A 25,534-nucleotide genomic window follows, 5' to 3' on the forward strand; every position below is an offset into this window, starting at 1 on the left:
GGCCTTAATCGTATCTTGAGAGGAGATCGTTGGCCGAGCGAAGAACGACGCCCGGCACGATTTCTTCCGGAGAAATTGGCCTTTTCGTGCTCATTGTGAAAACGTGGCTCTCGCCCGGCAGCAGGGAGACAAGCATCGAATCTGCCACTGCACTCGGATCGAGCCGGTCGGCCATCAGGCAAAGATCCTTCAGAAAACTTCTGGCCGTAACCTTCACCTCGCATCCGTCGTCAACCCGGGTTACCGCGACGTCGAACTGCGGCCTCGGCAGCTTCAAGTCGACATCCTCGACGAAATAATGGAAAGCGCGTTTGTCGAGCATCTGCACGACGATCACCTCGTCATCAGCCGCATCCGGAGAAGCGATATCGTCCGGCAGGATGAATTCCTTGGCTTCGAACCTGTCGCAGAGCAGTCGCCAGAATTCGAATTCGGCAAGCACCGTTCCGTCGAGCTTCACGCGCCTGCCGCTGATTTTCGACCGCCAGAAAAGCGTCTGCTCGTTGACGGCTATGGCGGCGAGCTTGTCTCGGCGCGGCTGGATCGTCAGCAGGCGCGGATCAAAAGCCTGTTGCATGGCGTACCAGAGAGGCTTGCGCCGGCCTGCAGAATCCAGTGCGGACCAGGAGGTTACCGGCCAGCAATCGTTGAACTGCCAAACGACTGCACCTTTGCAGATGGCGCGATGCGAGCGCATATGCTCGACGGCGAAGCGGATGGCGCGCGCCTGGTTCAACTGTGTGGCGAAATGCCAGTCGGCCATCGTCTTCGGCACGGGCAGATGCCCGGCAAGCCCGCGAATCAGCCGTTCGTTTCCATGCGTCGCCTTTTGATGATGAAAGACGCCATGTGATTGCGGCGTCAGCGGATCGTCATGCACGCTTTCTTCAAGAGTCGTCCAGCTCGGCGGCGCCTGCCAGCCGAATTCGGAGCAGAAGCGTGGGATGTAGTCGCGATAAACCTCGTATCCGACGTCGTTCCACACATCCCAGATATGCTTGCAGCCGTGTTCGTCCGCATTGGGCGCGATATCCATCGTGCCGGAATATGGACTTCCGGGATAATAGGGACGATCAGGGTCGAGTTCTGCGCACAGCTTCGGGAGCAGATCGAGATAATAGCCAAGCCCCCAGGTAACGCCCTCCTTGATGATTGGGCGCCAGCCCCACTCGTCGAACCCCCAGATATTCTCGTTGTTGCCATTCCAGACGATGAGCGAAGCATGTGACATCAGCCGCACGACATTATCACGTACCTCGGCTTCAACTTCGCTTAGAAGCGGCTCTTCCTCCGGATAGGCAGCGCAGGCAAACAGGAAGTCCTGCCAGACCAGCATCCCGGCGCGGTCGCAAGCCTCGTAGAATTCATCGCGCTCGAAAATGCCTCCGCCCCAGACGCGCAGCATACTGATGTTTGCTGCCTTTGCCTCGCCGATGCTCGTGACATAGCGGTCCGAAGTCACACGGGAGGGGAAGCAATCGTCGGGAATCCAGTTCGCGCCGCAGATGAAAAGCGGCACCTCGTTGACGATAAAGGCGAAGGCTGAGCCGTTTGCGTCCGGCGAAGTATCAAGCCGGACAGAACGAAAACCGATCTCCTTGGAATAGCTATCGAGTAAGTCATCGCTTACGCTGTCGCGCAACTCGATCTTCAGCGGATAGAGTGGCTGGGCGCCGAGATGATGCGGCCACCAAAGCCGCGGAGATGAAACACTGATGTCGAAGCTGGCCTCTGCGGCATCTTGCGCAATCTCGACCGTATGGGATACGCCCGCAATCTCGGCGACGATCCTGCAGGCACCGGATGCGCCATGCCGCGCCAGCTTTGCATGGACCTTTACCAGGCCATCGCCACCTGCAAGCGTTGCCGATACCCGCGTCTCGAAGAGCTGTGCCCGATCCCAGCTTTCCAGCCGCACCGGCTTCCATATCCCCGCAGTCACCAAGGTCGGTCCCCAGTCCAAGCCGAAATTGCATGCCATCTTGCGCATGAGGTTGCCTGGCCCGGGATAATTGTTGGGCCGGTAGCCATAATGCTCCTCCATCTCCGCACCGTACGCATAGGCGGAATGAAAGGTGACGGTGAGTTCGTTGACGCCGGCCTTCAGCAACGCTGAAACATCGAAGCGGTAGGTGCGATGCTGGTTGAAGGTTCGCGCCACCTCCTTGCCGTTCAAGCGGATCGTCGCGATCGTATCCAACCCGTCGAAAACCAGCTCATGAACCTTGCCTTCATCGGCAGCGGCTTCGAAGCTGCATCGATAGGTCCATTCCGTCCTGCCGATCCAGTCGTTGCTGATCTCGTTGACGTCTATATAGGGGTCGACGATCAGACGGTTTGCCAGAAGGTCGAGATGCACGCAGCCGGGAACGGCTGCGGGAATGGATCCGGACAGGTCGGGACGCCCTGTATCGTTGCAGGAAAACGTCCAGCCGCTTTGAAGTTCGGCTTTTTCGATCATGGGAATGCTCTTACCGGAAACGACCGTGGCGCTGCAGAACTTCGATCCTGTAGCCGTCGGGATCGGTGATGAAGAAGAACAGGCCGAAGAGCTTTCCATCGCGGTTGAGTTCGACAAGCTCGCCGGGATTGAGACCGGCTTTCGTCAACCTCTCGTGTTCGACGGCGACCTCATCGACCGAAACGGCGAGGTGACCATAGCCGTTGCCGAGGTCGTAGGATGCTGTACGGCCCTTGTTGATCGTCAGCTCCAGCTCGAATCCGGTCTCGGCATTGCTCATATAGATCAGGGTGAAGGTCTCGAAATCGACCCGATCGGCGACTATCAGGCCCAAAACCTTGCCGTAGAAATCGACGGAGCGCGCCTCGTCGAGTACGCGGATCATGGAGTGGATCATCTTTGCCAAGGCGGCCTCCCATTGCCGGTATTGCGGCAGCCTTGGTAGCTTTCCCGCTATGCGGGGCGCAAGCCAATTTTTTGCGTGATCGCGCTTTCGACGAGGCCCATTGCGTCGTAGATCAGCACGGCCATCAGTCCGACGATGAGACCGCCTTGCAGGATGAAGGCTGTATTGTCCGAAATCAGGCCGGCGATGATGACCTCGCCAAGTCCCTTTGCCGCAACCGTCGAGCCGATCGTCGCCGTACCGATATTGATGACGGTTGCGACCTTCAGTCCCTCGAGGATGAGCGGAAGCGCAAGCGGCAGTTCAACGCGGAAAAGCCGCTGTGTCGCATCCATTCCCATGCCGTCGGCGGCATCAAGAACAGACGGCGAAACCTGGCGCAATCCGGAGACGGTATTCTCGAAGATCGGCAGCAGGCCATAGAGAAAAAGAGCAATCAGCGTCGGAGCGGCACCGAAGCCTGTGGCCGGAACGGCAAGCGCCAGCACGGCGACCGGGGGGAAGGTCTGCCCGGCATTGGCGATGGCGCGCGAGAGCGGAAGGAAATCCTCGCCGCTTTTCCGCGTCACGAAGACACCGGCAAGTACCGCCAGAATGGCGCTGCCGACAATCGAGACGACCACCAGTTCCAGGTGGCCGAAGGCAAGCGATGGAAGGCTGTTTTGCGTGTAGACGGGCGGCGCGTTGTTGTTGGTCAGTGGCACCAGTATGAAGGAAAGCCAATCGGTCCTGAAAAGCAGGACCAGGAGCAGCCCAAGTGCTGCAAAACGAAAGAGGTTGGCAACGATAAGCTTCATGCCTTGCGGCCCAGTTCGAGGAGCCGCGTCATGGAGATCGAGCCGACCGGAGCCCTGTCGGCATCTTGTACAGCTGCTTCCTCGACCCCCTGCCAGATCATTTCCGCGAGAGCGTCACGAAGGCTGATCGATTGCGGCAGCGCGTAAGGCAGCCCTGTCTTGGCCGGCGCCATGCTTGCCTTGAGCGGCAGCAGCGACATCAGTTTCAAGGCCCTGTCGGAGGTACCGGTCAACTGTTGGACGAATGGGTCGGCTGGTTCGGTCAGTATCTTTTCCGGCGTCGAGCACTGCAGCAGCCTGCCCTCGCTCATGACGGCGATCTGGTTGCCGAGGTGGAAGGCCTCGTCCATGTCGTGGGTCACAAGAACAACGGTCGTGCCGAACTGCCTCTGGATCGCCAGAAGATCGTCCTGCGCCTTTCCGCGGATAACTGGATCGAGCGCACCAAAGGGCTCGTCCATCAGCAGCAGTTCTGGCTCGGCGGCAAGCGCGCGGGCCACACCGACGCGTTGCTGCTGACCGCCGGAAAGCTGATGGGGGTACTTTTCGGCAAAACTTGACGGGTCGAGATTGAATAGACCGAGGAGCTCGTCGACGCGTCCGGCGGTTCGCGCGGCATCCCAGCCCAGCAATTCCGGTACGGTTGCAATATTCTGGGCCACGGTGCGGTGCGGAAAGAGCCCGTGACCCTGGATTGCGTAGCCGATCTTGCGGCGGAGGTCGGTTGCGGGCACGTCCATGACATTCTGCCCGGCGACGAAGATCTGCCCTTCGGTGATCGGCACCAGCCGATTGATCATCCGCATCAGCGTCGATTTGCCCGAACCGGACGTGCCGACGATGACGGTGATCGACCCTTTTTCGACACTCATCGAGACACCATCGACCACGGTTGCAGCGCCGTAGCGTTTGGTGACGTTCCTGATTTCGATCATGGTCATGCGGCCGATCCCCGTATGCTGTCGATGACCGCATCGAGGATGACGGCCGATGAAAAGGCGAAGAAGACGGTCGGCACCGCCCCGAGCATCACGAGATCCATGGCGGTCTGCCCGAGGCCCTGGAAAATGAAGATGCCGAAGCCGCCGCCGCCGATGAGCGCTGCGATCGTCACGAGGCCGATGGCCTGTACAAGCACGATGCGGATACCGGTGAGAATGACCGGAAAGGCAAGCGGCATATCGATGCCGGTCAGGATTTGCCGGCGCGTCAGTCCCATGCCGGCGGCCGCATCGCGCACTGAAGGATCAACGCCCTCAAGGCCGACGACCGTATTGGCTACGATCGGCAGCAGGGAGTAAAGCACGAGCGCAATCAGCGCCGGCGCCGTGCCGATCCCGCGAATACCGAGGTCCGCTGCAAGCGGCACATGCGTTGCGATATAGCCGAGTGGCAGCATAAGGATGCCGAACAGCGCAAGGCTCGGGATGGTCTGGATCAGGCTGAGGCCCTGCAGCACGGCAGCACGCAGCTTCGGAACCCAGAAACACAAGATGCCGAGCGGCAGGCCGATGACGATCGCGATCGCAAGCGAACCGAGTGCAAGCAGCGAATGGGCGAGCGCCTCGGACCAGAACTGCGCAGACCGCGTTGAGAACTCCTTCATGATCGACAGGCTGTCGAGCAGGCCGGAAGAAAGGCAACCGGCCAAGAGCGCAGTATAGCCGATTAGCGCGCCGACCCGCATCCACGGCGTGAGGCGGACCTTGACGAGTGCATCCGAAATAATGAGACCGACGACGGCAAGCAGCACCCAGAAACCGGCTCCCGGCGTCATGCGCGCCGCATTGCTGTTGGGCGGGGTAAACGCTGCGGCGACGAGACCGATCGCCGCCACGAGTGCGGCCAGCCCGAGCGTGGCGATCGCAAGCCGCAACGGGGCGCTTTGTGCAAGGAGTGTGGCAAATGCCGTAGCGACCAGCAGAATGGCGAGAATGATGATGGAAGGTTGGTCGAGAAGCTGCGTAAGCAGCATCGGCTTGCCGGAGGCAATGCGGTTTGCCTTCACATAGATGAAGGGCAAAAGGGCCGTGGCGATGATGCCGGCAACCACGAGAACCACGCCAAGCCGATCCAATTTGCGGACCGCTAAGGTTTCTTCCATCGATCCATCCTGTCTGGAAAGCAGCCGCTCCGCCCTGCGATGAGGGCGAAGCGGGAGAAGACTACTTCAGAAAGCCCTTTTCCTTCAGATAGGTTTCGGCAACAGACTTTGCCGGCTCGCCCTCGACCTGGATCCTGGCGTTGAGCTTTCTCAGTTCGTCGGCCGTCAGGCTCTTGAAGATCGGAGCGAGGATTTCCTCGATCTTCGGGTTTGCCTTCAGCACGTCCTCGCGGATGATCGGGGTCGGCGCATAAACCTGCTGCACGTTCTTGTCGTCTTCAAGGACGGTGAGTTCGGCCGCTTCGATTGCGCCGTCGGTGCCATAGACCATGGCGGTGTTGACGCCGTTCGTCTGGTCGGCGGCGGCCTTGATCGTGGCTGCGGTATCGCCACCGGAAAGGACGACCATCTGTTCGGGCTTCAGCTGGAAGCCGTAAGTGCTCTGGAAGGCGGGAAGCGCACCTGCCGAGTTCACGAACTCGGCGGAAGCTGCAAGCTTCGCATCGCCGCCGCCGGCGACCCATTTGCCGAAATCGGACATGGTCTTGAGGTTGTTTGGACCTGCGACATCGTTGCGAATGCCGAGCGCCCAGGTGTTGTTGGCAGGCGAGGGGGCCAGCCAGACGATCTTGTTGGCATCGTAGTCGAGCTTCTTGGCCATTTCATAGCCTTGCTCGAGGTTCTTCCAGGCCGCATCATCGGCCTTGTTGAAGAAGAAGCCGGCATTGCCGGTATATTCCGGATAGATGTCGATTTCGCCGGCCGTGATCGCCTTTCGCACGACCGGCGTCGCTCCCAATGCGATGCGGTCCTGCGTCTTGATACCGTTGGCATCCAGTGCCAGTGCAATGACGTTGCCGAGCAGCGTGCCTTCTGTATCGATCTTCGACGAGACCACGACGTCGGCAGCATGGGCCGCACCCGCTAAAAAAGCTGAAAGTGAGACGGCAAGCGCGAGTTTCTTGAGCATGGAGTGTCCCCTTGGTTACACCGTTTGACCGTCGCGAGGCCCGGCGGGAACCTTCGCGCATGAAATCCGCCGGCCAAAGCGCCTAAGCGATCATGCCGGACATACGAGCATCATGGAAATAGTGTGCGCTCTCGAAAAATCGATGCAACCCCTCTCCAGTATCTGCAGTCGCGGCGCGATTATGGCCGTGAAAGGATCACCGCGCGCGAAATCGCATTTCCTTTTTGCAAGGCCGCTGCGATTTGTTTTTGTCCCCTTGCGTGTTTCCGCAATTTTCCGGTGCTTGTCGGCTCTCCTGCCGCGCCCGGATTTGTTCTCGATAAAGACGATAGCCCGGCAATCCCGCAACAGGGATATCTTTTTTCGTGAACACATCATATCGTCCGGTTTTTCAGTCATTTCCGGAGAATGCCTTGCATCTCGGTGCCATTTTTGTCGCCAGCCACGTTCTCGCCTCGGGTTCGGTTCGCGAAACGGCGCGGCGCTTCTCGCTCGCGGCCTCTACGGTGTCGGCGGCGGTCACCAATCTTGAGGGCGAGCTTGCCATCAAGCTGACCAAGCGCAGTTCCGGTGAACTCGTCAAGCTGATTGCCAGCGGCAAGGTTCGTGATGCGCTGCAGCCCATCATGCTCGGCCTCGAGCAGCTTTATGAAGTTGTCGGCGACCTCGCCGAAGCCTTCGAAAGTTGGGCATCGCGCATTCCGGTCAAGCTCGTGACGATCGAGCGCTTTCTGGAGGTCGCCGACCAAGGAAGCATCAATCGTGCCGCTAGGCGCCTTCAGCTTGGCCAGCCGCAACTTTCATTGCAGATCGCCAACCTTGAGAAGTTCGTCGGTCACCAGCTTTTCGAACGTAAGGCCCAGGGCTCGACGCTGACCGAGAAGGGAAGGCGGGTTCACGGGATCTTTTCGGCTGTGAGCCAAGCCTGGAACGATCTCAAGTCGGCGGCCGACGAACGATACCGGCGCGCGGCGCGTTCGCTTCGTATCGGGTCGATCATTCCGACGGGTGCGGAAAGCTGGGTCGCGCGCTGCCTGGGCGCTCTGGTGGCCGATTGGAATGCGGGGCGCAGCAAGAATGCCATCTCGCTGATCTCCATGACCGCCGATGATCTGCGGGAAGCCCTGAAATCTGGCCGCATCGACGTGGCGATCCTGGATTCTGTATTCGAGCTGGAAAGCTTCGGACATCGCGAGCTCCTACGCACAGATCTGGTCGCAATCGCGCCTCCGGAAAGTACCGGGCTGACCGTCGCAGATCTGGTGGCCGAGCACCCCATCTGCACGCCGAGCGAGCGAACCGGTCTGGGCGATGCCGCAACTGCATTGAGCCACGAGCCGACTGCAAGCCGCCGCTTCCGCAGCCAGGATATCATGGCGGCGGATTCACTGCCCGTGATCGTCGATCTCGTTTCGAACCACGGCTATGTCTCGTTCCTAGGACGAGTCAGCGCGCTGCCGATCGCCGATCGCGTCCGTATCGTCGAACTCGCCGAACACATCCCGATTTCCTATCATGTCGCCTTCAATCATCGAAAAGCATCGGCGGATGCCTGCGCCATGATTGCTGCAGCCGTGCAAAAAATCATCTCGGAGCCCGTCGCGAAAACCGCTGCTGTCGCCTAAAGAGGCTGTGGGCGGATGTAGGAGATTGAAAGATGGCGGCTTTGCTTGAAGTGTGCGTGGACAGCCCGAGAGGCCTTGCTGCCGCAATCGAGGGCGGCGCAGGGCGTATCGAACTTTGCTCGGCGCTCGAACTGGGTGGCCTGACGCCGGTCGCGGGTCTCATGAAAGCCGCAGCCTCAGCACCGATCCCGGTCTACGCGATGATCCGGCCCCATTCCGGGCCTTTCATCTTCGATGCAGCCGACGAGGATGCAATGGTGGCCGATATCGATGCCGTCCGCGCTTTCGGCCTCGCCGGCGTCGTCATCGGCGCAAACCGGCCCGACGGGACGCTGGACATGCCGCTCATACACCGCTTGAAACAGCATGCTGCCGGTCTAGGCTCTACGCTGCATCGCGCCTTCGACCTCGTACCGGATGTTGATGTTGCGCTGGAGCAGGCCATTGAGCTTGGCTGCGAGCGCATCCTCACCTCCGGCTGCGCGCCCAAGGCGATGGATGGCCTCGAGACGCTGAAGCGTATCTCGGCAAAGGCCGGCGGCCGGATTTCGATCATGCCCGGAAGCGGCGTGCGCCACGGCAATGTCGTGCAAATTCTGCAGATCACGGGTGCCCGGGAGGTCCATGGCTCGTGCAGTTCGCCGGCCAAGATCGATCCGCGCTCGGTCTCTTTCGGTTTCGCGGCACCGGTCTCCAATCAAACCGATGTCGCGGTCGTCCGGCAGATGCGTCAGGCGATCGACGCGGCTTAAGCGGCCACTTTGATGACGGCCTTGATCAGGCCGGTCTTTTCATGCGTCCAGCGCGGGAGGTCGCGCGGCGCGTCGGCAAGAGTGGTGCGGTGCGTGATCAGCTTGTCGACCGGCACCAGACCTCTGGCGATCGAATCGGCGACATGCTCGAAGTCCGCCCGCGTCGCATTGCGGCTGCCGATGACCGTCATTTCGCGCTTGTGGAATTCCGGGTCGGAAAAGCGGATGTCGTCCTTGACGACGCTGACCAGCACGAGTGCGCCGCCATGCGCCACGAAACCGAATGCCTTTTCCATTGAAGGACCGTAGCCCGTCGCGTCGAATACGGCATTGAAGCCGTCGCCGTCGGTCTTTGCCATCACGGCTTTAGCGGTTTCGTCATTGGCGACAATACCGGAGACGAAGCCGAACCGCTCCGAAGCCATCTGCAAACGTTCGGCACTGGTGTCGAGCAGCGTGACGTCATGTCCGGCAATCCGTGAGAAGATTGCAGCGCCAAGCCCGATCGGCCCTGCGCCTATGACAAGCGAGCGCGAGCCGGCGGGCGCCATCGATCGGCGCACGGCATGTGCGCCGATCGCCAGGAACTCGACGGTTGCTGCCGCCTCCAGGCTCAAGCCTTTCGCGGCATAGAGATTGCCGGCCGGAACGGCGATTTCCTCGCAGAACGCCCCATCGGTGTGGACGCCAAGCACCTTGATATTCGTGCAGCAGTTCGGTTTGTCTTGCCGGCAGGCAACGCAGTTGCCGCAGGAAAGGTACGGATTGACGATCACTGGCGTTCCGGCAGTCATCGTGACACCGTCACCTGCCTCGAGCACGGTCGCCGAGATTTCGTGGCCCATGACCCGCGGATATTCGAGGAAGGGGTGCTTGCCTTCGAAGATGTGATAATCCGTGCCGCAAATGCCCACGTGACTGACGGCAAGCCGGACCCAGCCCGGGGCAGGCGTTCCGGGGGAGGGGCGCTCGATCGTTTCGAGCACTCCGGGATTCTGGCAAAGCACTGCTTTCATGATGTGTCTCGCATTCAGAACATGAAGAAGCCGGCCACGGCACCGGCTTCACGATCTTTTCTTGCTCTTACTGGCTCCGGCGGCGGCGCAACTGATCGAAATAGACGATCACGATGATCAGCAGACCGGTGATGATGCGCTGCCAGAACGAATTGACGTTCAAGAGGTTTGCGCCATTGTTGATCGTGGCAAGGATGAAGGCGCCGATCAACGGACCGTGAACCGAGCCGATCGCACCGAAAAGGCTGGTGCCGCCGATGACGGAAGAGGCGATCGCCTGCAGTTCCCAACCGTCGGCCTGAGTCGCGTTGCCGATCGCGATGCGCGAGGCGAGCAGCACGCCGACAAAGGCGGCGAAGGTCGCCGAGAGAATGTAGGCGAGATAGATCATGCCGTCGACGCGCACGCCGGAAAGGCGGGCAGCTTCGCGGTTGGAGCCGACGGCGAAGAGATAGCGGCCCCATCGGCTCAGATGCAGAAAGATGAAGGACGGAACCGCAACGAGTATGACCATCCAAAAGAGGCTCGGCACGCCGAGAAAGTCGGCGCGGGCGAAATTCGTGAAGGGCTCGTTGACGATATTGATGGTCGATCCGTTGGTGATGAGCAGCCCGATACCGCGCAGCGACGTCAGCGTCGCCAAGGTGATGATGAACGGCGGCAGACCCATCTTGACGATGCCAAAGCCGTGAAAGGCCCCAATTCCGACCCCGATCAGCAGCGTGATGAGGACGGATGCCCACACCGGCACCCCCGCCTGCAGAAGCCACGCGAGGATGACGCCGGCAAAGCCGACGATGGCTCCGACCGATAGATCGATGCCGGCAGTAATGATAACGAAGGTCTGGCCGAGCGCCAGGATTGCCGTCATCGCACCCTGCCGCAGCAGGTTGGAGATGTTGAGCGGCGTCCAGAAGCTGACGGTGACGATGCCAAGGAGGATCCAGAGGAAGAGAAGCAGCCCGATCAGGGTCAGGCTGAAAAGGATGTTCACTTTTCGGCGCGGCGGCGGGGCGACGATTTCCGTGGGGGTTACAGTCATGGTTTTCTCTCTCCCTCTTGTTCTTTTACTCAGACGCCGATCGCTTCGCCGAGCACTTCTTCGTGGGTTGCGGCGTGGTAGTCGTGGCTTGCGACCAACTGGCCCCGGCGGAACACGTGCAGCCGGTCAGCAAGCTCGTAGACTTCCGGCAGGTAGGACGAGATCAGGATGATGCCTGCGCCGTCCTTCAAGAGCTTGGCAAACAGCCGGTAGATTTCCGCCTTTGTGCCGACATCGACGCCAACCGTAGGCTCGTCGAAGATGAACAGGCGCGCGCCGTGGCTGAGCCACTTGCCGATGACGACCTTTTGCTGATTGCCGCCGGACATGCTGGACGCGAGCACACGGCGGCTCGGGGTCTTGATCGAAAGATTGCGAATCTGCCGGTCGGCGTTTTGCGATTCCTCGCTGTGGCTGATGACCGGGCCCTTGCTCAGCCTTTTGAAGACCGGCAAGTTGATGTTGAGACTGATGGACAGGTTGAGGCAGAGCCCCTGATCGCGGCGGCTCTCGGGTGCAAGCGCGATCCCGAGTTCCATCGCCGTGCGTTCGTTCTTGATATCGACCTGCTTGCCCATCCAGCGGACCTCGCCTGCCGTGGTCTTTTCGCGGCCGTAGAGGCCGAGTGCGAATTCGCTACGTCCCGCCCCGATCAGGCCGTAAAGCCCGACGATCTGACCGGCCTTCACGGACAGCGATACGTCCTCGAAACCGGGCCCGGAAAGCCCACGTACATCGAGGATGGTGTCGCCGATCGGTATTTCTTCCTTGTGATAGATTTGTTCGATGGAGCGGTTGATCATCAGTGCGATCAGCTCCGCCTCGTTGGTCTCGCCGATCGTGCGCGTGCCGACATGCGTGCCGTCGCGAAGCACCGAGACGCGATCGGCCAGCTCGAAGACTTCTTCCATGCGGTGGCTGATGTAGACGATCGTCACGCCTTCGCCCTGCAGGCGACGGATGAGCTTGAAGAGTTGTGCAGATTCCTGTCGGGTAAGATAAGCCGTAGGCTCGTCGAAGATGAGGAACTGCGTGCCGCGCATGGCTGCGCGTGCCGTTGCAACGAGCTGCTGCTGGCCGATGGTGAGCGCACTCAGGAGGACATTTGCGGGCAGGCCGAAGCCGAGATCGTCGAGGACGGCCTGTGCCATCTTGACCATCTGCTTCTTTCGCATGAGGCCGTACTGGTTGACTTCGTCGCCGAGAAAGAGATTTGCTGCAACCGTCAGGTGCGGACAGAGCACCACCTCCTGGTGCACGGCGTTGATGCCGCGCGCAATCGCCTCGTTCGGCGTTGCGAGTGCAACGGGATGGCCGCACCAGAAGATTTCCCCCGCGGTTCGGCTGATCACACCGGTCAGAAGCTTGATGAGGGTCGATTTGCCCGCACCGTTTTCGCCGACTATCGCGTGAATTTCGCCAGCCAGGAACGTCATCGTGGCGGGTTTCAGCGCTTGGACATAGCCATAATTCTTCTGTAATGCCCTGAGCTCGAGGATCGGTGAGCCCGCAGGAATGCGGGTTGCCTCTTTCAGTGTCGCGCTGTCGTCGTGGCGATGACTGACCTCTTCCAGGCTCATGGACGTTTCCTCCTCACGAATTGTTGTCCTCACCAGCGATCCGCGCTCTTTAAGAAAACGATAACACAGGTGAAGAAGTGGCTGCGCGGGATTTCTCGCGCGCAGCCATGGATTGTGCTTACTTGATCTTCGGGTTGAGCAGAGCGTCGATCTTCGGATCGCTCATATTCGCCTTGGTGACGAGGTTGGCGCCGGTGTCGACATTTTCCTCGACCTTTTCGCCCTTCGAAACCGCAAGCGCAGTCTTTATGCCGTCATAGCCCATCCGGTAGGGGTCCTGCACGACTAGTGCGGCAAGCGAACCTTCCTTCAGGAAGCCGACAGTTTTCTCGTCGCTGTCGAAGCCGACGACCTTGATCTTGTCGCCGAGCTTGTTTTCAGCAATCGCCTGGCCAACGCCCTGCGCCATGATCAGGTTGGAGGCAAAGACCCCGACGAGGTTCGGGTTGGCGGTGATGAGGTCGGTCATCATGTTGAGACCAGTCGTTGCCTGGCCGTCACCGTATTTGTCGGCAATGACCTTCAGGCCGGGATACTTGGTCTTCACCTGATCCAGGAAGCCTTCACGGCGCTGCTCGAGCGAGCCGACGCCCGGAAGATTGGTAAGAATCACCACATCACCTTCTTCCTTGCCCGTCATTTCCTTGATGGCTGCAGCCAGACCATCAGCTGCGATACGGCCGCCTTGAACGTTGTCCGTCGTCAGGAACGACTTGAATGCCTTGGAATCGGCGGCAGAGTCGATACCGATGATCGGAACCGACTTGGCGGCTTCGTCGATTGGCTTGCCGAGCGCCTTGAACTCGGTCGGCGAAATGACGACGGCGGCTGGTTTGCCGGCGACGGCATTTTCGAGAATGCTGATCTGGCCATTGATGTCGGATTCGGCCTGCGCGCCGAGTTCCGGGACGTTGACGCCGAGATCCTGGCCGGCCTTGCGGGCACCAGCGAGCACGATCTGCCAGTAGAAGGACGTCGTATCCTTGACGATGATCGGGATCGTCACGTCGGCTGCGAAGGATGGGACCGGCATTGCAGTTGCGATGACGGCAGCGCCCGCGAGAGCCGTGAAGGCTCGACGAGACAGAATGGATTTCATGCGCATGTGGGTTCTCCTCTCAGGTTGCGTTCTCCTCCAAGAAACCAGACCGCTGAACGCAGGCGGACGATTTTTTATCGATAAAAAACAGTTACGCAAGGAAGCTAGCTGAGGCCGTAGCAAATTGCAAGTGGTTAGAGGCCGGCTGCGGCTGTTTCGACTATACTCTCAAGCTCCTGTTTTTAAATAAATTAAACTGCATTCTAAAAGAAATCTCAGCCGCGATAGACTTCATGCGGGTGCACGACGCCTTTCTTCAAAACTAGATTTCCATAAAGCCGGAATTCGGTTGTCGCGACGATATAGGCCGCCTTCCTGGCATGCTCGTAGAATGCGAAGCGTTCAAGCGGGGCGATCCGGAAATCGCCGGCCCGCCTGCTTACAATCTCCTGGAACTCGACGCACACCTCGGGCATGGCGCCGGGATCGCCCACGACCTCCATGCGCCACGCTGTTTCCGGAACGAAAGTGTCGAGCGGCATATGCGCCAGGATCGCTTCGGCCATTTCGGTCGCCGTTACGCCATCGGCACGAATGACCTCCGGTCCCATGGTGCTCGAGGGAAAGTTGGCGTCGGCGATGACGATGTCGTCGCCGTGCCCCATGCGCGCTATGGCACGCAGAAGATCCGGGCTGAGGACAGGATGAATTCCTTTAAGCATCGTCTGGTCCTTAAACGCGCACCGCGTCTTGGCCAAGCGGTGGCGCGACGAGTGTCAGGTGGTCGAATTCAGGAAAGATCGCATCGGGCAGCGCGGGCTCGAAGAGCTCCATGTTGCGCCTGAGGCTGGATGCCTTCGCCGTACCGATCAGCACGGAAGAAACGGCTGGTTCGCGCAGCGGGAATTGCAGCGCCGGGGCGGCGAGCACAACGCCGTGGCGTCTGGCGATCTCTTCCATCGCGCCCACCTTGGCAAGGACTTCAGGTGTCGCGGGCATGTAGTCGAAATGTGAGCCCGGCACCGGGCCGGTCGCAAGGATGCCGGAGTTGAAGACGCCGCCGACAACCAGAGACGTGCCCTTCCTGCGGCAGAGCGGCAGGAGCTCTGCCACAGCGGAGCGATCGAGCAAGGTATACCGCCCGGCCAACAGGATGACGTCGATGTCGGCGTTGCCCATGACGTCCAGACAGACAGGAACCTCGTTGACGCCCAGGCCGAAAGCCTTGATCGCGCCCGATGACTTCAGCTGTTCCAGCGCCTTGATGCCGGAATTGAGAAAATTCTTCAGGTGGACCGCATTCTTTTCGGCACCGTGCGTGTAGCTGCCGATGTCGTGGACGTAAAGAATATCCACGCGATTGAGCCCCAGCCGCGCATAGCTGAAATCGATCGATCGCATGATGCCGTCATAGGAATAGTCGTAGTCGGCGTCGAAGGAGAGTGGATCGACATAGCTGTAGTCCGGCACCGTACCAGTCGGCACGGGCCGCAAAAGCCGGCCCACCTTGGTCGAGAGCACATATTCGTTCTCGGGCTTTGCCCTCAGGAAATCTCCCACGTGACGCTCGGCAAGGCCGAGGCCATACCAGGGCGCCACGTCGAAATAGCGGATGCCGCTTTCCCAAGCCGCTTCCAGCGTTTCCATTGCCTGTTGGCGCGGGCAGGCACGGTAAAGGCCCCCCAGAGCCGCGGCACCGAAGCTGACTTCGGTGACCGTGAGTTCCGTCTTGCCGATTTTCCTCGTCTTCATCTTCCCTCCCCGTGAAGAGCCGGTCTTTGCTAGAGCGTCGCGCCCAAATGCCACGGTACAAACTCGTTGTCGCCGTAGCCGAACTCCTCGCTTTTCGTCTTCTTGCCGGAAGCCGTATCGATGATCAGGTCGAAAATTTCGCGCCCCTTGCCGCTGATCGTCGCATCGCCGGTGGCGATCGTTCCGCAATCGATATCCATGTCCTCTTCCATCGAAGCATAAAGCGCCGAGTTGCTGGAGAGCTTGATCGAGGGCGCGGGACGGCAGCCGAAACAGCTGCCGCGGCCGGTGGTAAACGCGATCAAGTTCGCTCCGCCTGCAACCTGACCCGTTGCCGAAACCGGGTCGTATCCGGGCGTATCCATGAAAACGAGTCCGGGCGCAGTTACACGTTCGGCATAGCTGTAGACTGCCGTCAGCGGAGACCGGCCGCCCTTGGCGACTGCGCCGAGCGATTTTTCAAGAATGGTCGTCAATCCGCCGCGCTTGTTACCGGGCGAGGGGTTGTTGTCGAGCGAGGCGCCATGCAGTCCGACATATTTCTCCCACCAGGCGATCTTGTCGTCGAGCTTTTTGGCCACCTCCTCGTTGATCGCGCGGCTACGCAGCAGGTGTTCGGCGCCGTAGATTTCCGAGGTTTCGGAAAGGATCGCGGTACCGCCGGCTGCGGCCAGCAGATCGGCTGCCACGCCGAGCGCCGGATTGGCGGTAATACCCGAAAAGCCATCCGACCCACCGCATTGCAGGCCGATGATGATTTCGCTGATGGGGATCGGCGTGCGGCGCTCCCTGCCGACATCGGCGGCGATCTCCCGGAGCATCCCCATGGCGCGTTCGACGGCCCGTCGCGAGCCGCCGGCGTCTTGAATGTTGAAGTGCCGCTTGGCGTCGCCGGCACCGCTTTGGCCGTAGAGCGTCAGCTGGTTTACTTCGCAGCCAAGGCCGATCATCAGCACGCCACCGAAATTGACATGGCGGGTGTAGCCGGCAAGCGTGCGGTGAAGGACCGACATGCCGTCACCGGTCGAGCTCATGCCGCAGCCCTGGTCATGCACGATCGGCACGAAGCCGTCGATGCCGTCGTAGGAAGGCAGGATGGTGCGATTGGCCTCGTCTGCAATCGCACGGCAGACGGTGGTGGAACAGTTCACGCTGGCGATGATGCCGATATAGTTGCGGGTGGCCGCCCGGCCATCCGCGCGGCGATAACCCGTAAACGTACGCGCGCGGTCTTGCGCGCTCGCCGCTTCCGGCGCCGAATTTGCAGTTGCCGCCAGGCGGTCGTTCTCGAAATGCAGGTTATGGCTATGGACATGATCGCCGGCCTTCACCTCGGCAGTCGTGCGGCCGATCGCCTGGCCATATTTCACCACGGGCGTGCCGAGCGGGATGTCGGCGATCGCGACCTTGTGGCCGGGTTCGATTTTCTGCCGGGTCTGGATACCTGCGACGGTCGCTCCGGCTTCGATCGAGGCCGTTGCGACGGCGACGTTGTCTCCCGCAGACAGGATGAGCCAAGGCAGTTTGTCCAATTGTCTTCTCCCTGAAAAACGCGCCTGCTGCGTGGGCAAAATGCGCATTGATTTTGTTTTTTATCTACAATAAACATTTTCAAGTCAACGGGAATATTGTTCCTGTGGGCAAGGGAGGCAAACAGCCGCAGATGGTCAGAAAATAGAATAAAGGTCGCATTCGAGTAGCTCCTGCGCTTGGGATTTTGCGGTTTTGCAAAGTTCAAAGACGCGAGGAAAGAGCGGGGTGGCATGGCAAGGCAGAACACGGTCTTCAAGGAAGCCTATAACAGGTATGCTGCCGCACTGCGCCCGGATGCCGCCTTGCCTTCCGAACCCGAAATCGCCGCCCAGCTCGGCATCAGCCGCAGCACGGCCCGCGCGATTTTGACCCGCCTCAACGATGAAGGCATCATCCGCTGGAACAAGCGCCAGAAGATCGTCCTGCGCGTTCCCACGGAAAAGGATTTCTTTCCGTCCGAAGAGACGGATTCGCTGCACGATATCATCGAGCGCAGCTTCATGCAGCGCATCCTGTCCGATGATGCCGCGCCCGGCATGCAGATCAACGAGCTGGAACTGGCTCGCGAGATCGGCACCGGCACGACGAGCGTGCGCGAATTTTTGATCCGTTTCTCGCGCTTCGGCCTCATCGAAAAGCGACCGAACAGCCACTGGATCCTGAAAGGTTTCACCCGCGAATTCGCACTGGAACTTGCCGATGTCCGCGAAATGTTCGAGCTCCATTCGGCCGCCGAATTCGGCAAGCTGCCGCCCGAAAACGAAGCATGGGCGGCATTGGCCGACATCAAGGCCGAGCATCTTGCGATGCTCGACGATTTCGACGCACGCTACAAGGAATTCTCGGCCCTCGACGAGCGGTTCCATCTCCTGATCCACGGTGCGGCGAAAAACCGGTTCATCGCCGACTTCTATGACGCGATCGCGATCATCTTCCACTATCACTACCAGTGGAACAAGGCTTTCGCCCGCCAGCGCAACGGACGCGCCATTCACGAGCATCTCGACTATATCGCCGCACTCGAATCACGCGATCAGGCGGCGATCGACTTTTCCTGCCGCCTGCATCTGCGTTCTGCGCGCCAGACCCTCCTTCAGTCGCTGCCGCAAAATCCTGCCGGGCAGTCTCCAGCTTAGGCAGGCGCTGTCGCCCGCGTGCAACTAATGGGCGGTATAGGCCCCGTCCACGAGATGGTAGCTTCCAGTGATGAAGCTTGCCTGTTCGGACAGAAGGAAGCAAACGAGGGCTGCGACTTCCTCGGGCCTGCCGCGCCTGCCCATCGGTTGAAGCGCTTCCATGCGCCGACTTCCCGCAATCGCAATGTGCTCGGTCAGAAGCGGTGTTTCGATCCAGCCGGGGCCGACGGAATTGATGCGGATGCCAAATCTCGCATATTCGATCGCGGCGACCTTGGTGAGGCCGACAACCCCGTGCTTGGCGGCCGTATAGGCTGCTGTGAATGGCAATCCAACCGAACCAAGGGCGGAGGACATGTTGACGATGGCCCCTCCGCCGCGTTGCAGCATGGCGGCGATCTCATGCTTCATGCAGTAGAAAACGCCGTTCAGGTTGACGTTCATCAGGTTGTGCCAATTGTCGAGCGGGTAGTCTGCCGTCGCCTTTCGGGGGCCGTCTACGCCTGCGTTGTTAACCGCCAGATGCAGACCGCCGCACGTCTCGACAGTGTAGCCGATCAGCTTTTCCACAGCCCCGGCGTCGGTGACGTCGACGGCAAAGTCACGCGCCCGCCCACCCACCGAACGAATCTCCGCGGCAAGGTTGCGTGCGGAGTCAGCATCGAGGTCGGCAACGACAACTTCTGCTCCCTCGTCGGCGAGCTGCCGGCAAATGGCTGCACCTATACCGGACCCTCCGCCGGTTACGAGCGCGACTTTCCCCGTAAAGTCAGGCGTCGTCATCATGTTTCTCCTCATTTCCCCTGCCTCTAGTCGAGCAGAGGCATGCCATCGATGCAAGACCTTTCATGAGCGCAAGCAACGGCAGCCGCCCGTTCTGCTTCACCCTGAACGCTTCCGGTTGGTCAGCGCCCCGGCCCTTGAGGGACGGCGGCGCAGGTTCAAGGTGGACGAGGGCGTTTGCAGCTTTCACCTTTGGCGCGAGGCTTGGCCGGCTGGCGCCGGGATGTTAAGACAAGAACAGGGTCGATGATTGCTTAGCAGGTAGAGATGGAAAAAAAACATGTTGCGCGCCGGGGGCTCCTGCTGGGCGGTCTGGCGTTGATGGTATCTGGATGTGCATCAACGACGGGATGGCAGGTGGGGTCGATGTTTTCGTCGACGCCGCGAATCAGTTCTCGTTACCGGCGGCGGCGCGTGCCATACGACGGAAGCGAGCCGCCTGGAACGATCGTGGTCAACACCTACGAGCGCTACCTTTATCTGGTCGAAGGCGGCGGCGAGGCCCTGCGCTATGGCGTTGCAGTCGGCGAGGAGGGGCTGACGCTCAAGGGAAGGGCGACCGTCGGGCGGAAGGCGGAGTGGCCCTCATGGATGCCCACAGCCAGCATGATTCGGCGCAAACCGCACCTGGCGCAGTATGCGGGCGGTGTTTCGGGCGGACCCCATAATCCCCTTGGCGCCGCTGCCCTTTATCTCTACAGGGGCGGACAGGACACCTTGTTCCGGCTGCATGGAACGAACGAGCCCTGGCTGATCGGGCAGGCGGTTTCCAATGGATGCATTCGCTTGACCAACGAGGACATCGTAGACCTCTACAGCAGGACTCCGGTGGGCACGCCAGTATTGGTCATATGATGCTTACATTTTGCAACGATAACGCCACGGTCTGTTAGGCATTATGGGGCGCTGGAGGTTGCGCAGAGGCAAGGTGTGTCCTTTCTGCACTTGGCTTAGGCGTATTTTGCGGCTATTAGTAGAAGCGTTGCCTTCGATAACCTATTCCGTGCTAAGGAGAGGACTACTGATGAGCAGAATTCTGATCATGTGCCTAGTTGCGTTGTTTTCCGTTGCAAGCTTGAGCGCTTGCGGGTCGATCGGTAAGGGCAAGGGGAAAGCCCCGCCGCCCGTAGCGGAAACGGCACCGGCACCAGTATATAAGTAGCAACTAACTGTTGCTGAATGGGAGGGGGCATTCGTGGCCCTTCCCCACGTCGTGCAGTCCGGGCTGGACCTGCCTTGCAGCTTGCAGCGCAAAGATTGGCGTCAAGCGGGGCATGCGTCGATGCTCGCTCGATACCGGGAGATGAAGTGTAGCGATGACGCTTGCAAAGGGCCGTCTATCACTTGTAATTCTATTCGCTCTCGCGCTTACATCATGCCAGACAGAAGACAAGCCACCGCAGCCGCGTTTCGTTTCGGATGCGCGGGGGGGCTATGTCAGCGAATCATCGCAGAAAACAGATGGCCAGTACTTTGTCGAATTCCGCTCGCGCTACGCGCTGAGCTACGGCCACACCTACGTGATATTCGGGCGGTTGAACAAAGCTGGCGGGATGGTCAATCCGGAGGTCGCGGGGCTTGCTCCGGCGACCAACGATACCGGCCCCTACGTGCTCGGCCACTTCGTGCCGGTACCGGCCGAAACCGGGGCCAGTGACGGCGACCTGGAGGAGGCCTACAGGTCGGCGAGCTGGCGCGTTCTTCTCACTCCATCCGAATACAATGAAACCGTTGCCTTCATCCGCAAGCTGAAGGCCAAATCCAAGTTCTGGCAGGCTACGGTTTACAACTGCAATGCTTTCGTAGCAGAAATCGCTCGCTCGATGGGCTATAAGGCCCCCAGCATCTGGCTCCGTCCGCAAGAATTCGTGACGCAGCTTCGCGAAATGAATACGTAAGTGCGAGGCGGGCAAGCTGTTATACCGATTCTCCATCCAGTCGGTTGCAGGACGCAGAAGGGCTCTGGAGACTTAAATTGAGCATAGCTGTTGTCGGCAAGATCCTGTGGGTGCTCGGCGTCGTTGCCTGGTATGTCATCCGATATCCTTTCGAGCGCCGCGCCAAGCGCGTGCGTGTCGTCAGTCACCGCCGTTCGTCCATCGAGAAGATCGGGCTTGCCTCGGCGCTGCTCGGTCTTGCTATCGTGCCGGGGTTCTATGTCGCCACCGGCATGCCGCAAGCAGCCGATTATCCCGCCAGCGCCCTGGCGGTGGCCGTCGGAGCGGTGCTCTTTGCCGCCGCCATGTGGGTCTTTCGCAGGACCCACAAGGAACTCGGCCGCAACTGGTCGATCACGCTGGAGATTCGCGACCAGCATCAACTGATTTCCAGCGGTCCCTACGCTTTCGTCCGCCATCCCATGTACTCGTCTTTCCTGCTGATGGGCCTCGGCCAGGCTTTTCTGCTGTCGAACTGGTTCGTCGGGCTGGCTGGCCTGGTTGGCTTTGCAGTCCTATTTTTTCTGCGGGTGGACAAGGAAGAGCGTATGATGTTGGAAATTTTCGGTCCGCAGTATCGCGCCTATATGGACAGGACCAAGCGGATTATTCCCTTTCTTTACTAGAGGAGGCATGATGCGGGGCCGTATCATCAAGCTTTCGGCGGCACGGCGCCTTGTCGGAGATCTGATGCGGTTCTCGATCGGAGTACCACGGGTCACCGTGCAGCGGCAGATGAACCTTGCCCCGCTTCAGAAGGCCAGAATGGCCCAGCCGAGCAGGCCGTCCTGGACCGTACTCTTCTTGAAGGGATACGCGCTTCTCTCCCGGGAGACACCGGACCTCAGGCGCGCTTACATCAAGTTCCCGAGAGCTCAGCTCTACGAGTATCCAGAAAGCGTGGCCTCGATTGCCCACGAGCGCGAACATGACGGCGAGCGGATCGTCCTGCTGAGCTCCATCAAGGCCCCCGAGCGGCGGCCGATCGCCGAACTCGAAGCCTTGATCCAGGTGGCGCGCTCGCGCCCGGTCCTGGAAATCAAGGAGTTCCGGCGTGCATTGAAGTTCGCCCGCGCACCGGCGCCTTTGAGGTGGCTGTTGATGTGGCTCGGGCTGAACATCGGGCGGCAGCGTGCCCGCCGGTTCGGCACTTTCCAGCTGTCGGTCTATTCCGGTCTCGGGGCAGAGTCCCTCAACCCTCTTTCGCCTTTGACCACGCTCTTCAACTACGGCCCGATCTCGGCAGATGGATCGGTCACGGTCCGGATCCACTACGACCATAGGGTCATGGATGGTGCCAATGTCGCGCGGGCGCTGGAACGGTTCGAAAAGATATTGAACGGCGAAGTCGCCAGCGAAGTGAAGAGCATCGCCCCACAGGGTGCTGCCGCTCTCGATAAGACGGCTTCAGGGACGGCAATATGATCATGCAGAATGAGTTTCGTCCGGCCGCCGTCGTCATCGGTGCGTCGCGCGGCATCGGCAGGGCAATTGCCAAAGTTGCCGCCCGGGAGCACGGGGCTGTCGTTGTGCTCGTTGCGCGATCGTCTGAAGGCCTGCTTGGCGCCGCGGCAGAGGTGGGGGCGGCCGGCGGCGAAGCATTCACGCTGGAATTGGATCTCCTTGCGGCCGATGCCTCGGCGCGCTTGCAGGAGTTCCTGACTGCAAACGAATTGTATTGCGATGTTCTGGTCAACAGCGCCGGATATGGATTGCGCGGTGCAGCGACGCTGCTTCCGGTCGATGATCAGCTTGGCATCATCGATCTCAACATACGAGCCCTCAGTGAATTGACCCTTCGCTTTCTGCCGGAAATGGCAGCGCGCGGGCGCGGCGGCGTTCTCAATCTAGGTTCCATCGCCGGTTTCACGCCGGGGCCGAACATGGCCCTTTATTATGCGAGCAAAGCTTTCGTGCGCTCCTTTTCGGAAGCGCTTCATCAGGAGCTGCAAGGCACGGGCGTCACCGTCACATGCGTTGCGCCGGGACCGGTGTCTACCGAGTTCCTCGAAAAATCGGGCGCCGGCCGGGCACAGCTTTTCAAGATATTGCCGAAACTGGATTCGGAGACTGTGGCAGAGTGCGCCTGGCGCGGCTTCAGATCCGGCCGTCGGCTTGTCGTGCCTGGCATCTCGGCCAAGCTTGTCGCCCTTGTGGCCGCCCTGCTGCCTTCAGCAGCAACGCTTCCTCTGATCGGCCGCCTGCAGCGGCGCAGCGGCGATCCATGTCCATGCGGTTCAGGAAAGACCTTCAAGGAATGCCGCCGCCTTGGCCATCGCGCAGTGACGACGGCAGGCCCCTGAGGGGCAAGCTCAAGGCGAGCGAACGCACGCAACTGGTCACTGCGCATAGAGCAGCAACACCTAGAGCGGACAAACGCTGCCAAGCCGCCCCCCTCGCGAATTCCATCAGGCGGACGCAAAACAGCGAGAAACAGACCCCTACCGCGAAGAAATGCAGACGCTGAATGGGCAAACGGCGCGGACATGAGGCATCAAATCGCGCTCAATCCGCCTGTTCTTCGCCCGACCGATATGTGTGCCCGAGGATTCTCAAGTGGCAGCAGATACAGGCCGACAGCACGAGGACAAATAGCAAGGTTCCGAGCGGTGAATAAGATAGCGGCAGGAAAGACCAGTCGCCCCGCAGCAATTGCGGCAATGAGAAGCTGGAAATGCCGGCGTGCGCCACGGCCGCCCGCCCCATGGTCAGGCCGGTCGCGATCAGCGCGACATGCGCATGGATGAAACCTGACCGCAGGTACCGCTGAGGCTGCAAGGCAAGTTGAATACCGAAGACGGACGCAAGTATCAGCAGTGCGATAGCGATCCGGATCCCCACTCCAGGTACCGCAAAAAGCAGGTAGATGGGCTCGCGCATGATCGGAAGGATCGTCATGTATAGCCACCAGGCGGAAGCGCTCGAGGGAGAATATTCCAAGAGCAGCATGCTGATGAGGAAGACCGACGCTGTCGCATAAGCCAAGGATGGCCCCAGTCGCACCAGCGTGAATAGAGCGGTCCGCATATGACAATTCGTCCTTTGGCTTACGGTCACGCGATGACCGACAGGAACAATATAGGTGACGTTCGATTAATTTTTACTCTACGAATCACAATCCGCGAAGCGCGTCTTTCGAATCCTGCGCATCCAAAAACTGGCTCATTTTGCCTCACAACAGGCTGCGCATTTGTCGCTATTTTGCGACTGGTTCCCTAAATTATTGAGTTATTAGCTTTTTTTCAAGAAGATTTCTCGTGGACACATCCGAATGCTTGGCTAGGATGCCTGAATAATCGGGGGATCAAATTGCTAATGTTGCAGGTTAGAGCTCAGATCAGGTGCATTGCATTCCTGCTTGCGAGTGGAGCGGTCCTGGTCGGATGCCAGTCGTCCGGCCTTGATAGCCTGGCTGCCTACGGCGATAGCGCAAAGACCGTCGAGGATGATTCGGCCGTCGCCTTTTACAAGAACGACGAACTGATCACCACTGGCAAGCTGCAGTTTCAGGAAAAGAACTACGGAAAATCATACGCCATTTACAAGCGCGCGGTTAACGTCTTTCCCGAAGATCCTGCCGCCTGGCTCGGCTTTGCCGCCTCTGCGGACATGGTCGGCCGCTTCGATACTTCCGACCGCGCTTACCGGGAACTCGCAAGGATGATCGGCAAGACGCCTGTTTACTACAACAACATTGGGTACTCGCACCTCTTGCGCGGCGACCTTCCCAATGCCAGGCGGTACTTTCTCAAAGCCTACGAACTCGATCCCGCAAACGAGGTGACTGCCCGGAACCTCGAATTGTTGAAGAACAGCACGAAATTCGCACAACGGTGATAGGCTTTCGCCAATCCGGGCTCCCAGTCGACACTCCGTCGACGGACTGGCATCGTTGCCGAACCGGCACGTAGAACGACGATCTGCGTCGCCGGCGTTTGCATCGCTGATTCGGTGGGTCGCCGCTTACTGCACCTTCCGGAGTATAAGCTTCCCTTCCGGCGAGACCGTTCGCTCGTAGCGCGGCAGGTTGTCGACCGAAACACCCTGAGCATCGATGGACGTTATACCTCCATCCGGGCTCTGATTTCCAGCCGGCGGGGCAGCGGGCGATGGCGCGAAAAACTGGGTCGGTTCCTTGCCAGGCGCACTCAGTACCAACGCTCCGCTAGCGCGCGAAGCAAACGAACCGGAGCGCATCCGTTCATTCATGATGGAAATCGTCTTTTGCAAGCTTTCAGTCTGCTGGCGGATGACTGCCACGTCATCAGCCTTTGCATTTTCTACAAAAATGCGCCCCTGCTTGTCTACCTGTGCCTTCAGACCATCGATCGACCTCTTGAGCGCGACAATCGTTTCGCGGCTCTCGCGCAGATCCCCTGCGTTCTTGGCAGTATAAATCAGGATGCCTGCGTTGATCGGCAAAAGCATCACGACCATGGCGATGAGCGGCCCGTTTCTTGGATGCCTCTGCTCTGCGGTCGTGCGCATAACGCGCTGCCTTGCCTCGTCCACTTCGGCGTCGAGATTCGGGATGCTGGTCATTGGCTTTTCTCCCCCGCACGTCATCAGGTCATTGTTTCAGGTATTCCTCAATAACGCTG

General features: G+C 59.8%; 26 protein-coding genes. 10 read left to right on the forward strand and 16 right to left on the reverse strand.

The window, feature by feature from the left end:
- Nucleotides 1-4 precede the first annotated feature (4 nt).
- From AM571_RS02495 to osmF, 6 genes are all read right to left on the reverse strand, one after another.
- Entirely contained in the window at nt 5-2,461 is a 2,457-nt protein-coding gene (locus tag AM571_RS02495; protein ID WP_074060039.1) for a glycoside hydrolase family 2 protein, read from the reverse strand.
- A gap of 10 nt (nt 2,462-2,471) precedes the next feature.
- Entirely contained in the window at nt 2,472-2,867 is a 396-nt protein-coding gene (locus AM571_RS02500) for a VOC family protein (protein ID WP_074060040.1), read from the reverse strand.
- Between the two features lie 47 nt (nt 2,868-2,914).
- Nucleotides 2,915-3,664, reverse strand: a complete 750-nt coding sequence (locus AM571_RS02505) for an ABC transporter permease (RefSeq protein ID WP_074060041.1) — start codon at nt 3,662-3,664, stop codon at nt 2,915-2,917.
- Nucleotides 3,661-4,605 (reverse strand): ABC transporter ATP-binding protein, encoded by a 945-nt coding sequence (locus AM571_RS02510; protein ID WP_074060042.1) that lies wholly within the window; start codon nt 4,603-4,605, stop codon nt 3,661-3,663. Before AM571_RS02510 ends, AM571_RS02505 begins: the two co-directional genes overlap by 4 nt.
- Nucleotides 4,602-5,768, reverse strand: a complete 1,167-nt coding sequence (locus tag AM571_RS02515; protein ID WP_074060043.1) for an ABC transporter permease — start codon at nt 5,766-5,768, stop codon at nt 4,602-4,604. The genes AM571_RS02510 and AM571_RS02515 overlap by 4 nt, the downstream gene beginning before the upstream one ends.
- A 61-nt stretch (nt 5,769-5,829) precedes the next feature.
- Nucleotides 5,830-6,738, reverse strand: a complete 909-nt coding sequence (gene osmF, locus AM571_RS02520; RefSeq protein WP_074060044.1) for an ABC transporter substrate-binding protein — start codon at nt 6,736-6,738, stop codon at nt 5,830-5,832.
- 413 nt (nt 6,739-7,151) lie between these two features.
- On the opposite strand from osmF, the gene AM571_RS02530 reads away from it, so the two are divergent.
- Together AM571_RS02530 and AM571_RS02535 are read left to right on the forward strand one after the other, a co-directional pair.
- Complete coding sequence (locus AM571_RS02530; protein WP_074060046.1) at nt 7,152-8,363, forward strand: LysR family transcriptional regulator; 1,212 nt, start codon at nt 7,152-7,154, stop codon at nt 8,361-8,363.
- 32 nt (nt 8,364-8,395) lie between these two features.
- Nucleotides 8,396-9,115 carry a copper homeostasis protein CutC gene (locus tag AM571_RS02535; protein ID WP_074060047.1) on the forward strand — a complete coding sequence of 240 codons (720 nt, stop codon included), beginning with the start codon at nt 8,396-8,398 and terminating at the stop codon, nt 9,113-9,115.
- Here AM571_RS02535 and AM571_RS02540 read toward each other — a convergent pair.
- The 7 genes from AM571_RS02540 to AM571_RS02570 all read right to left on the reverse strand — a co-directional run bounded on the left by AM571_RS02540 (nt 9,112) and on the right by AM571_RS02570 (nt 17,076).
- Nucleotides 9,112-10,131, reverse strand: coding sequence for a zinc-binding alcohol dehydrogenase family protein (locus tag AM571_RS02540; protein WP_074060048.1), 1,020 nt, complete (start codon nt 10,129-10,131; stop codon nt 9,112-9,114). The genes AM571_RS02535 and AM571_RS02540 overlap by 4 nt on opposite strands.
- 67 nt (nt 10,132-10,198) lie before the next feature.
- Complete coding sequence (locus tag AM571_RS02545) at nt 10,199-11,173, reverse strand: ABC transporter permease (RefSeq protein ID WP_074060049.1); 975 nt, start codon at nt 11,171-11,173, stop codon at nt 10,199-10,201.
- Nucleotides 11,174-11,202: 29 nt separating this feature from the next.
- On the reverse strand, nt 11,203-12,753 hold the full coding sequence (locus AM571_RS02550; RefSeq protein ID WP_074060050.1) for a sugar ABC transporter ATP-binding protein: 1,551 nt from the start codon (nt 12,751-12,753) through the stop codon (nt 11,203-11,205).
- A gap of 118 nt (nt 12,754-12,871) precedes the next feature.
- Nucleotides 12,872-13,858, reverse strand: coding sequence for an ABC transporter substrate-binding protein (locus AM571_RS02555; protein WP_074060051.1), 987 nt, complete (start codon nt 13,856-13,858; stop codon nt 12,872-12,874).
- Nucleotides 13,859-14,067: 209 nt separating this feature from the next.
- Nucleotides 14,068-14,514 carry an RbsD/FucU family protein gene (locus AM571_RS02560; protein ID WP_074060052.1) on the reverse strand — a complete coding sequence of 149 codons (447 nt, stop codon included), beginning with the start codon at nt 14,512-14,514 and terminating at the stop codon, nt 14,068-14,070.
- 10 nt (nt 14,515-14,524) lie between these two features.
- Nucleotides 14,525-15,544 (reverse strand): aldo/keto reductase, encoded by a 1,020-nt coding sequence (locus AM571_RS02565; RefSeq protein ID WP_074060053.1) that lies wholly within the window; start codon nt 15,542-15,544, stop codon nt 14,525-14,527.
- Between the two features lie 29 nt (nt 15,545-15,573).
- Complete coding sequence (locus tag AM571_RS02570; protein ID WP_074060054.1) at nt 15,574-17,076, reverse strand: UxaA family hydrolase; 1,503 nt, start codon at nt 17,074-17,076, stop codon at nt 15,574-15,576.
- 231 nt (nt 17,077-17,307) lie between these two features.
- Here AM571_RS02570 and AM571_RS02575 point away from each other — a divergent pair, with 231 nt between their 5' ends.
- The gene (locus AM571_RS02575) at nt 17,308-18,213 is read left to right on the forward strand and encodes a GntR family transcriptional regulator (protein WP_074060055.1); all 906 of its coding nucleotides are present in this window, start codon (nt 17,308-17,310) and stop codon (nt 18,211-18,213) included.
- Between the two features lie 24 nt (nt 18,214-18,237).
- Here the strand turns inward: AM571_RS02575 and AM571_RS02580 are convergent, their stop codons facing one another.
- Nucleotides 18,238-18,996 (reverse strand): SDR family NAD(P)-dependent oxidoreductase, encoded by a 759-nt coding sequence (locus AM571_RS02580; protein WP_074060056.1) that lies wholly within the window; start codon nt 18,994-18,996, stop codon nt 18,238-18,240.
- A gap of 267 nt (nt 18,997-19,263) precedes the next feature.
- Between AM571_RS02580 and AM571_RS02585 the strand changes: the two genes are divergently transcribed.
- The 6 genes from AM571_RS02585 to AM571_RS02610 all read left to right on the forward strand — a co-directional run bounded on the left by AM571_RS02585 (nt 19,264) and on the right by AM571_RS02610 (nt 23,236).
- Complete coding sequence (locus tag AM571_RS02585) at nt 19,264-19,851, forward strand: L,D-transpeptidase (RefSeq protein WP_074060057.1); 588 nt, start codon at nt 19,264-19,266, stop codon at nt 19,849-19,851.
- 169 nt (nt 19,852-20,020) lie between these two features.
- A complete protein-coding gene (locus AM571_RS37205) occupies nt 20,021-20,158 on the forward strand; it encodes an ABC transporter (RefSeq protein WP_074060058.1) in 138 nt (45 codons plus the stop codon).
- Nucleotides 20,159-20,312: 154 nt separating this feature from the next.
- Complete coding sequence (locus tag AM571_RS02595) at nt 20,313-20,894, forward strand: hypothetical protein (protein ID WP_074060059.1); 582 nt, start codon at nt 20,313-20,315, stop codon at nt 20,892-20,894.
- 77 nt (nt 20,895-20,971) lie between these two features.
- Complete coding sequence (locus tag AM571_RS02600; protein WP_074060060.1) at nt 20,972-21,559, forward strand: protein-S-isoprenylcysteine O-methyltransferase; 588 nt, start codon at nt 20,972-20,974, stop codon at nt 21,557-21,559.
- Nucleotides 21,560-21,569: 10 nt separating this feature from the next.
- On the forward strand, nt 21,570-22,358 hold the full coding sequence (locus tag AM571_RS02605; RefSeq protein ID WP_074060061.1) for a hypothetical protein: 789 nt from the start codon (nt 21,570-21,572) through the stop codon (nt 22,356-22,358).
- The gene (locus tag AM571_RS02610; protein WP_074060062.1) at nt 22,355-23,236 is read left to right on the forward strand and encodes an SDR family NAD(P)-dependent oxidoreductase; all 882 of its coding nucleotides are present in this window, start codon (nt 22,355-22,357) and stop codon (nt 23,234-23,236) included. Before AM571_RS02605 ends, AM571_RS02610 begins: the two co-directional genes overlap by 4 nt.
- A 202-nt stretch (nt 23,237-23,438) precedes the next feature.
- Here AM571_RS02610 and AM571_RS02615 read toward each other — a convergent pair whose 3' ends face one another.
- Complete coding sequence (locus AM571_RS02615) at nt 23,439-23,960, reverse strand: hypothetical protein (RefSeq protein ID WP_074060063.1); 522 nt, start codon at nt 23,958-23,960, stop codon at nt 23,439-23,441.
- 288 nt (nt 23,961-24,248) lie between these two features.
- Here AM571_RS02615 and AM571_RS02620 point away from each other — a divergent pair, with 288 nt between their 5' ends.
- Nucleotides 24,249-24,770, forward strand: coding sequence for a tetratricopeptide repeat protein (locus AM571_RS02620; protein WP_074060064.1), 522 nt, complete (start codon nt 24,249-24,251; stop codon nt 24,768-24,770).
- A 126-nt stretch (nt 24,771-24,896) separates the two neighbouring features.
- Here the strand turns inward: AM571_RS02620 and AM571_RS02625 are convergent, their stop codons facing one another.
- Nucleotides 24,897-25,475: a hypothetical protein gene (locus AM571_RS02625; protein ID WP_074060065.1), complete on the reverse strand. Its 579-nt coding sequence runs from the start codon at nt 25,473-25,475 to the stop codon at nt 24,897-24,899.
- Nucleotides 25,476-25,534: the final 59 nt, after the last annotated feature.

It is taken from the genome of Rhizobium etli 8C-3 (assembly GCF_001908375.1).
Lineage (GTDB): Bacteria > Pseudomonadota > Alphaproteobacteria > Rhizobiales > Rhizobiaceae > Rhizobium > Rhizobium etli_B.

Coding starts and splice junctions, on each gene's coding strand:
- AM571_RS02535 (WP_074060047.1), top strand. CDS start 8,396: ATGGCGGCTTTGCTTGAAGTGTGCGTGGACAGCCCGAGAGGCCTTGCT.
- AM571_RS02515 (WP_074060043.1), bottom strand. CDS start 5,768: ATGGAAGAAACCTTAGCGGTCCGCAAATTGGATCGGCTTGGCGTGGTT.
- AM571_RS02540 (WP_074060048.1), bottom strand. CDS start 10,131: ATGAAAGCAGTGCTTTGCCAGAATCCCGGAGTGCTCGAAACGATCGAG.
- AM571_RS02550 (WP_074060050.1), bottom strand. CDS start 12,753: ATGAGCCTGGAAGAGGTCAGTCATCGCCACGACGACAGCGCGACACTG.
- osmF (WP_074060044.1), bottom strand. CDS start 6,738: ATGCTCAAGAAACTCGCGCTTGCCGTCTCACTTTCAGCTTTTTTAGCG.
- AM571_RS02560 (WP_074060052.1), bottom strand. CDS start 14,514: ATGCTTAAAGGAATTCATCCTGTCCTCAGCCCGGATCTTCTGCGTGCC.
- AM571_RS02510 (WP_074060042.1), bottom strand. CDS start 4,605: ATGACCATGATCGAAATCAGGAACGTCACCAAACGCTACGGCGCTGCA.
- AM571_RS02565 (WP_074060053.1), bottom strand. CDS start 15,544: ATGAAGACGAGGAAAATCGGCAAGACGGAACTCACGGTCACCGAAGTC.
- AM571_RS02605 (WP_074060061.1), top strand. CDS start 21,570: ATGCGGGGCCGTATCATCAAGCTTTCGGCGGCACGGCGCCTTGTCGGA.
- AM571_RS02625 (WP_074060065.1), bottom strand. CDS start 25,475: ATGACCAGCATCCCGAATCTCGACGCCGAAGTGGACGAGGCAAGGCAG.
- AM571_RS02575 (WP_074060055.1), top strand. CDS start 17,308: ATGGCAAGGCAGAACACGGTCTTCAAGGAAGCCTATAACAGGTATGCT.
- AM571_RS02495 (WP_074060039.1), bottom strand. CDS start 2,461: ATGATCGAAAAAGCCGAACTTCAAAGCGGCTGGACGTTTTCCTGCAAC.
- AM571_RS37205 (WP_074060058.1), top strand. CDS start 20,021: ATGAGCAGAATTCTGATCATGTGCCTAGTTGCGTTGTTTTCCGTTGCA.
- AM571_RS02580 (WP_074060056.1), bottom strand. CDS start 18,996: ATGACGACGCCTGACTTTACGGGGAAAGTCGCGCTCGTAACCGGCGGA.
- AM571_RS02595 (WP_074060059.1), top strand. CDS start 20,313: ATGACGCTTGCAAAGGGCCGTCTATCACTTGTAATTCTATTCGCTCTC.
- AM571_RS02545 (WP_074060049.1), bottom strand. CDS start 11,173: ATGACTGTAACCCCCACGGAAATCGTCGCCCCGCCGCCGCGCCGAAAA.
- AM571_RS02620 (WP_074060064.1), top strand. CDS start 24,249: ATGTTGCAGGTTAGAGCTCAGATCAGGTGCATTGCATTCCTGCTTGCG.
- AM571_RS02505 (WP_074060041.1), bottom strand. CDS start 3,664: ATGAAGCTTATCGTTGCCAACCTCTTTCGTTTTGCAGCACTTGGGCTG.
- AM571_RS02555 (WP_074060051.1), bottom strand. CDS start 13,858: ATGCGCATGAAATCCATTCTGTCTCGTCGAGCCTTCACGGCTCTCGCG.
- AM571_RS02585 (WP_074060057.1), top strand. CDS start 19,264: ATGGAAAAAAAACATGTTGCGCGCCGGGGGCTCCTGCTGGGCGGTCTG.
- AM571_RS02610 (WP_074060062.1), top strand. CDS start 22,355: ATGATCATGCAGAATGAGTTTCGTCCGGCCGCCGTCGTCATCGGTGCG.
- AM571_RS02615 (WP_074060063.1), bottom strand. CDS start 23,960: ATGCGGACCGCTCTATTCACGCTGGTGCGACTGGGGCCATCCTTGGCT.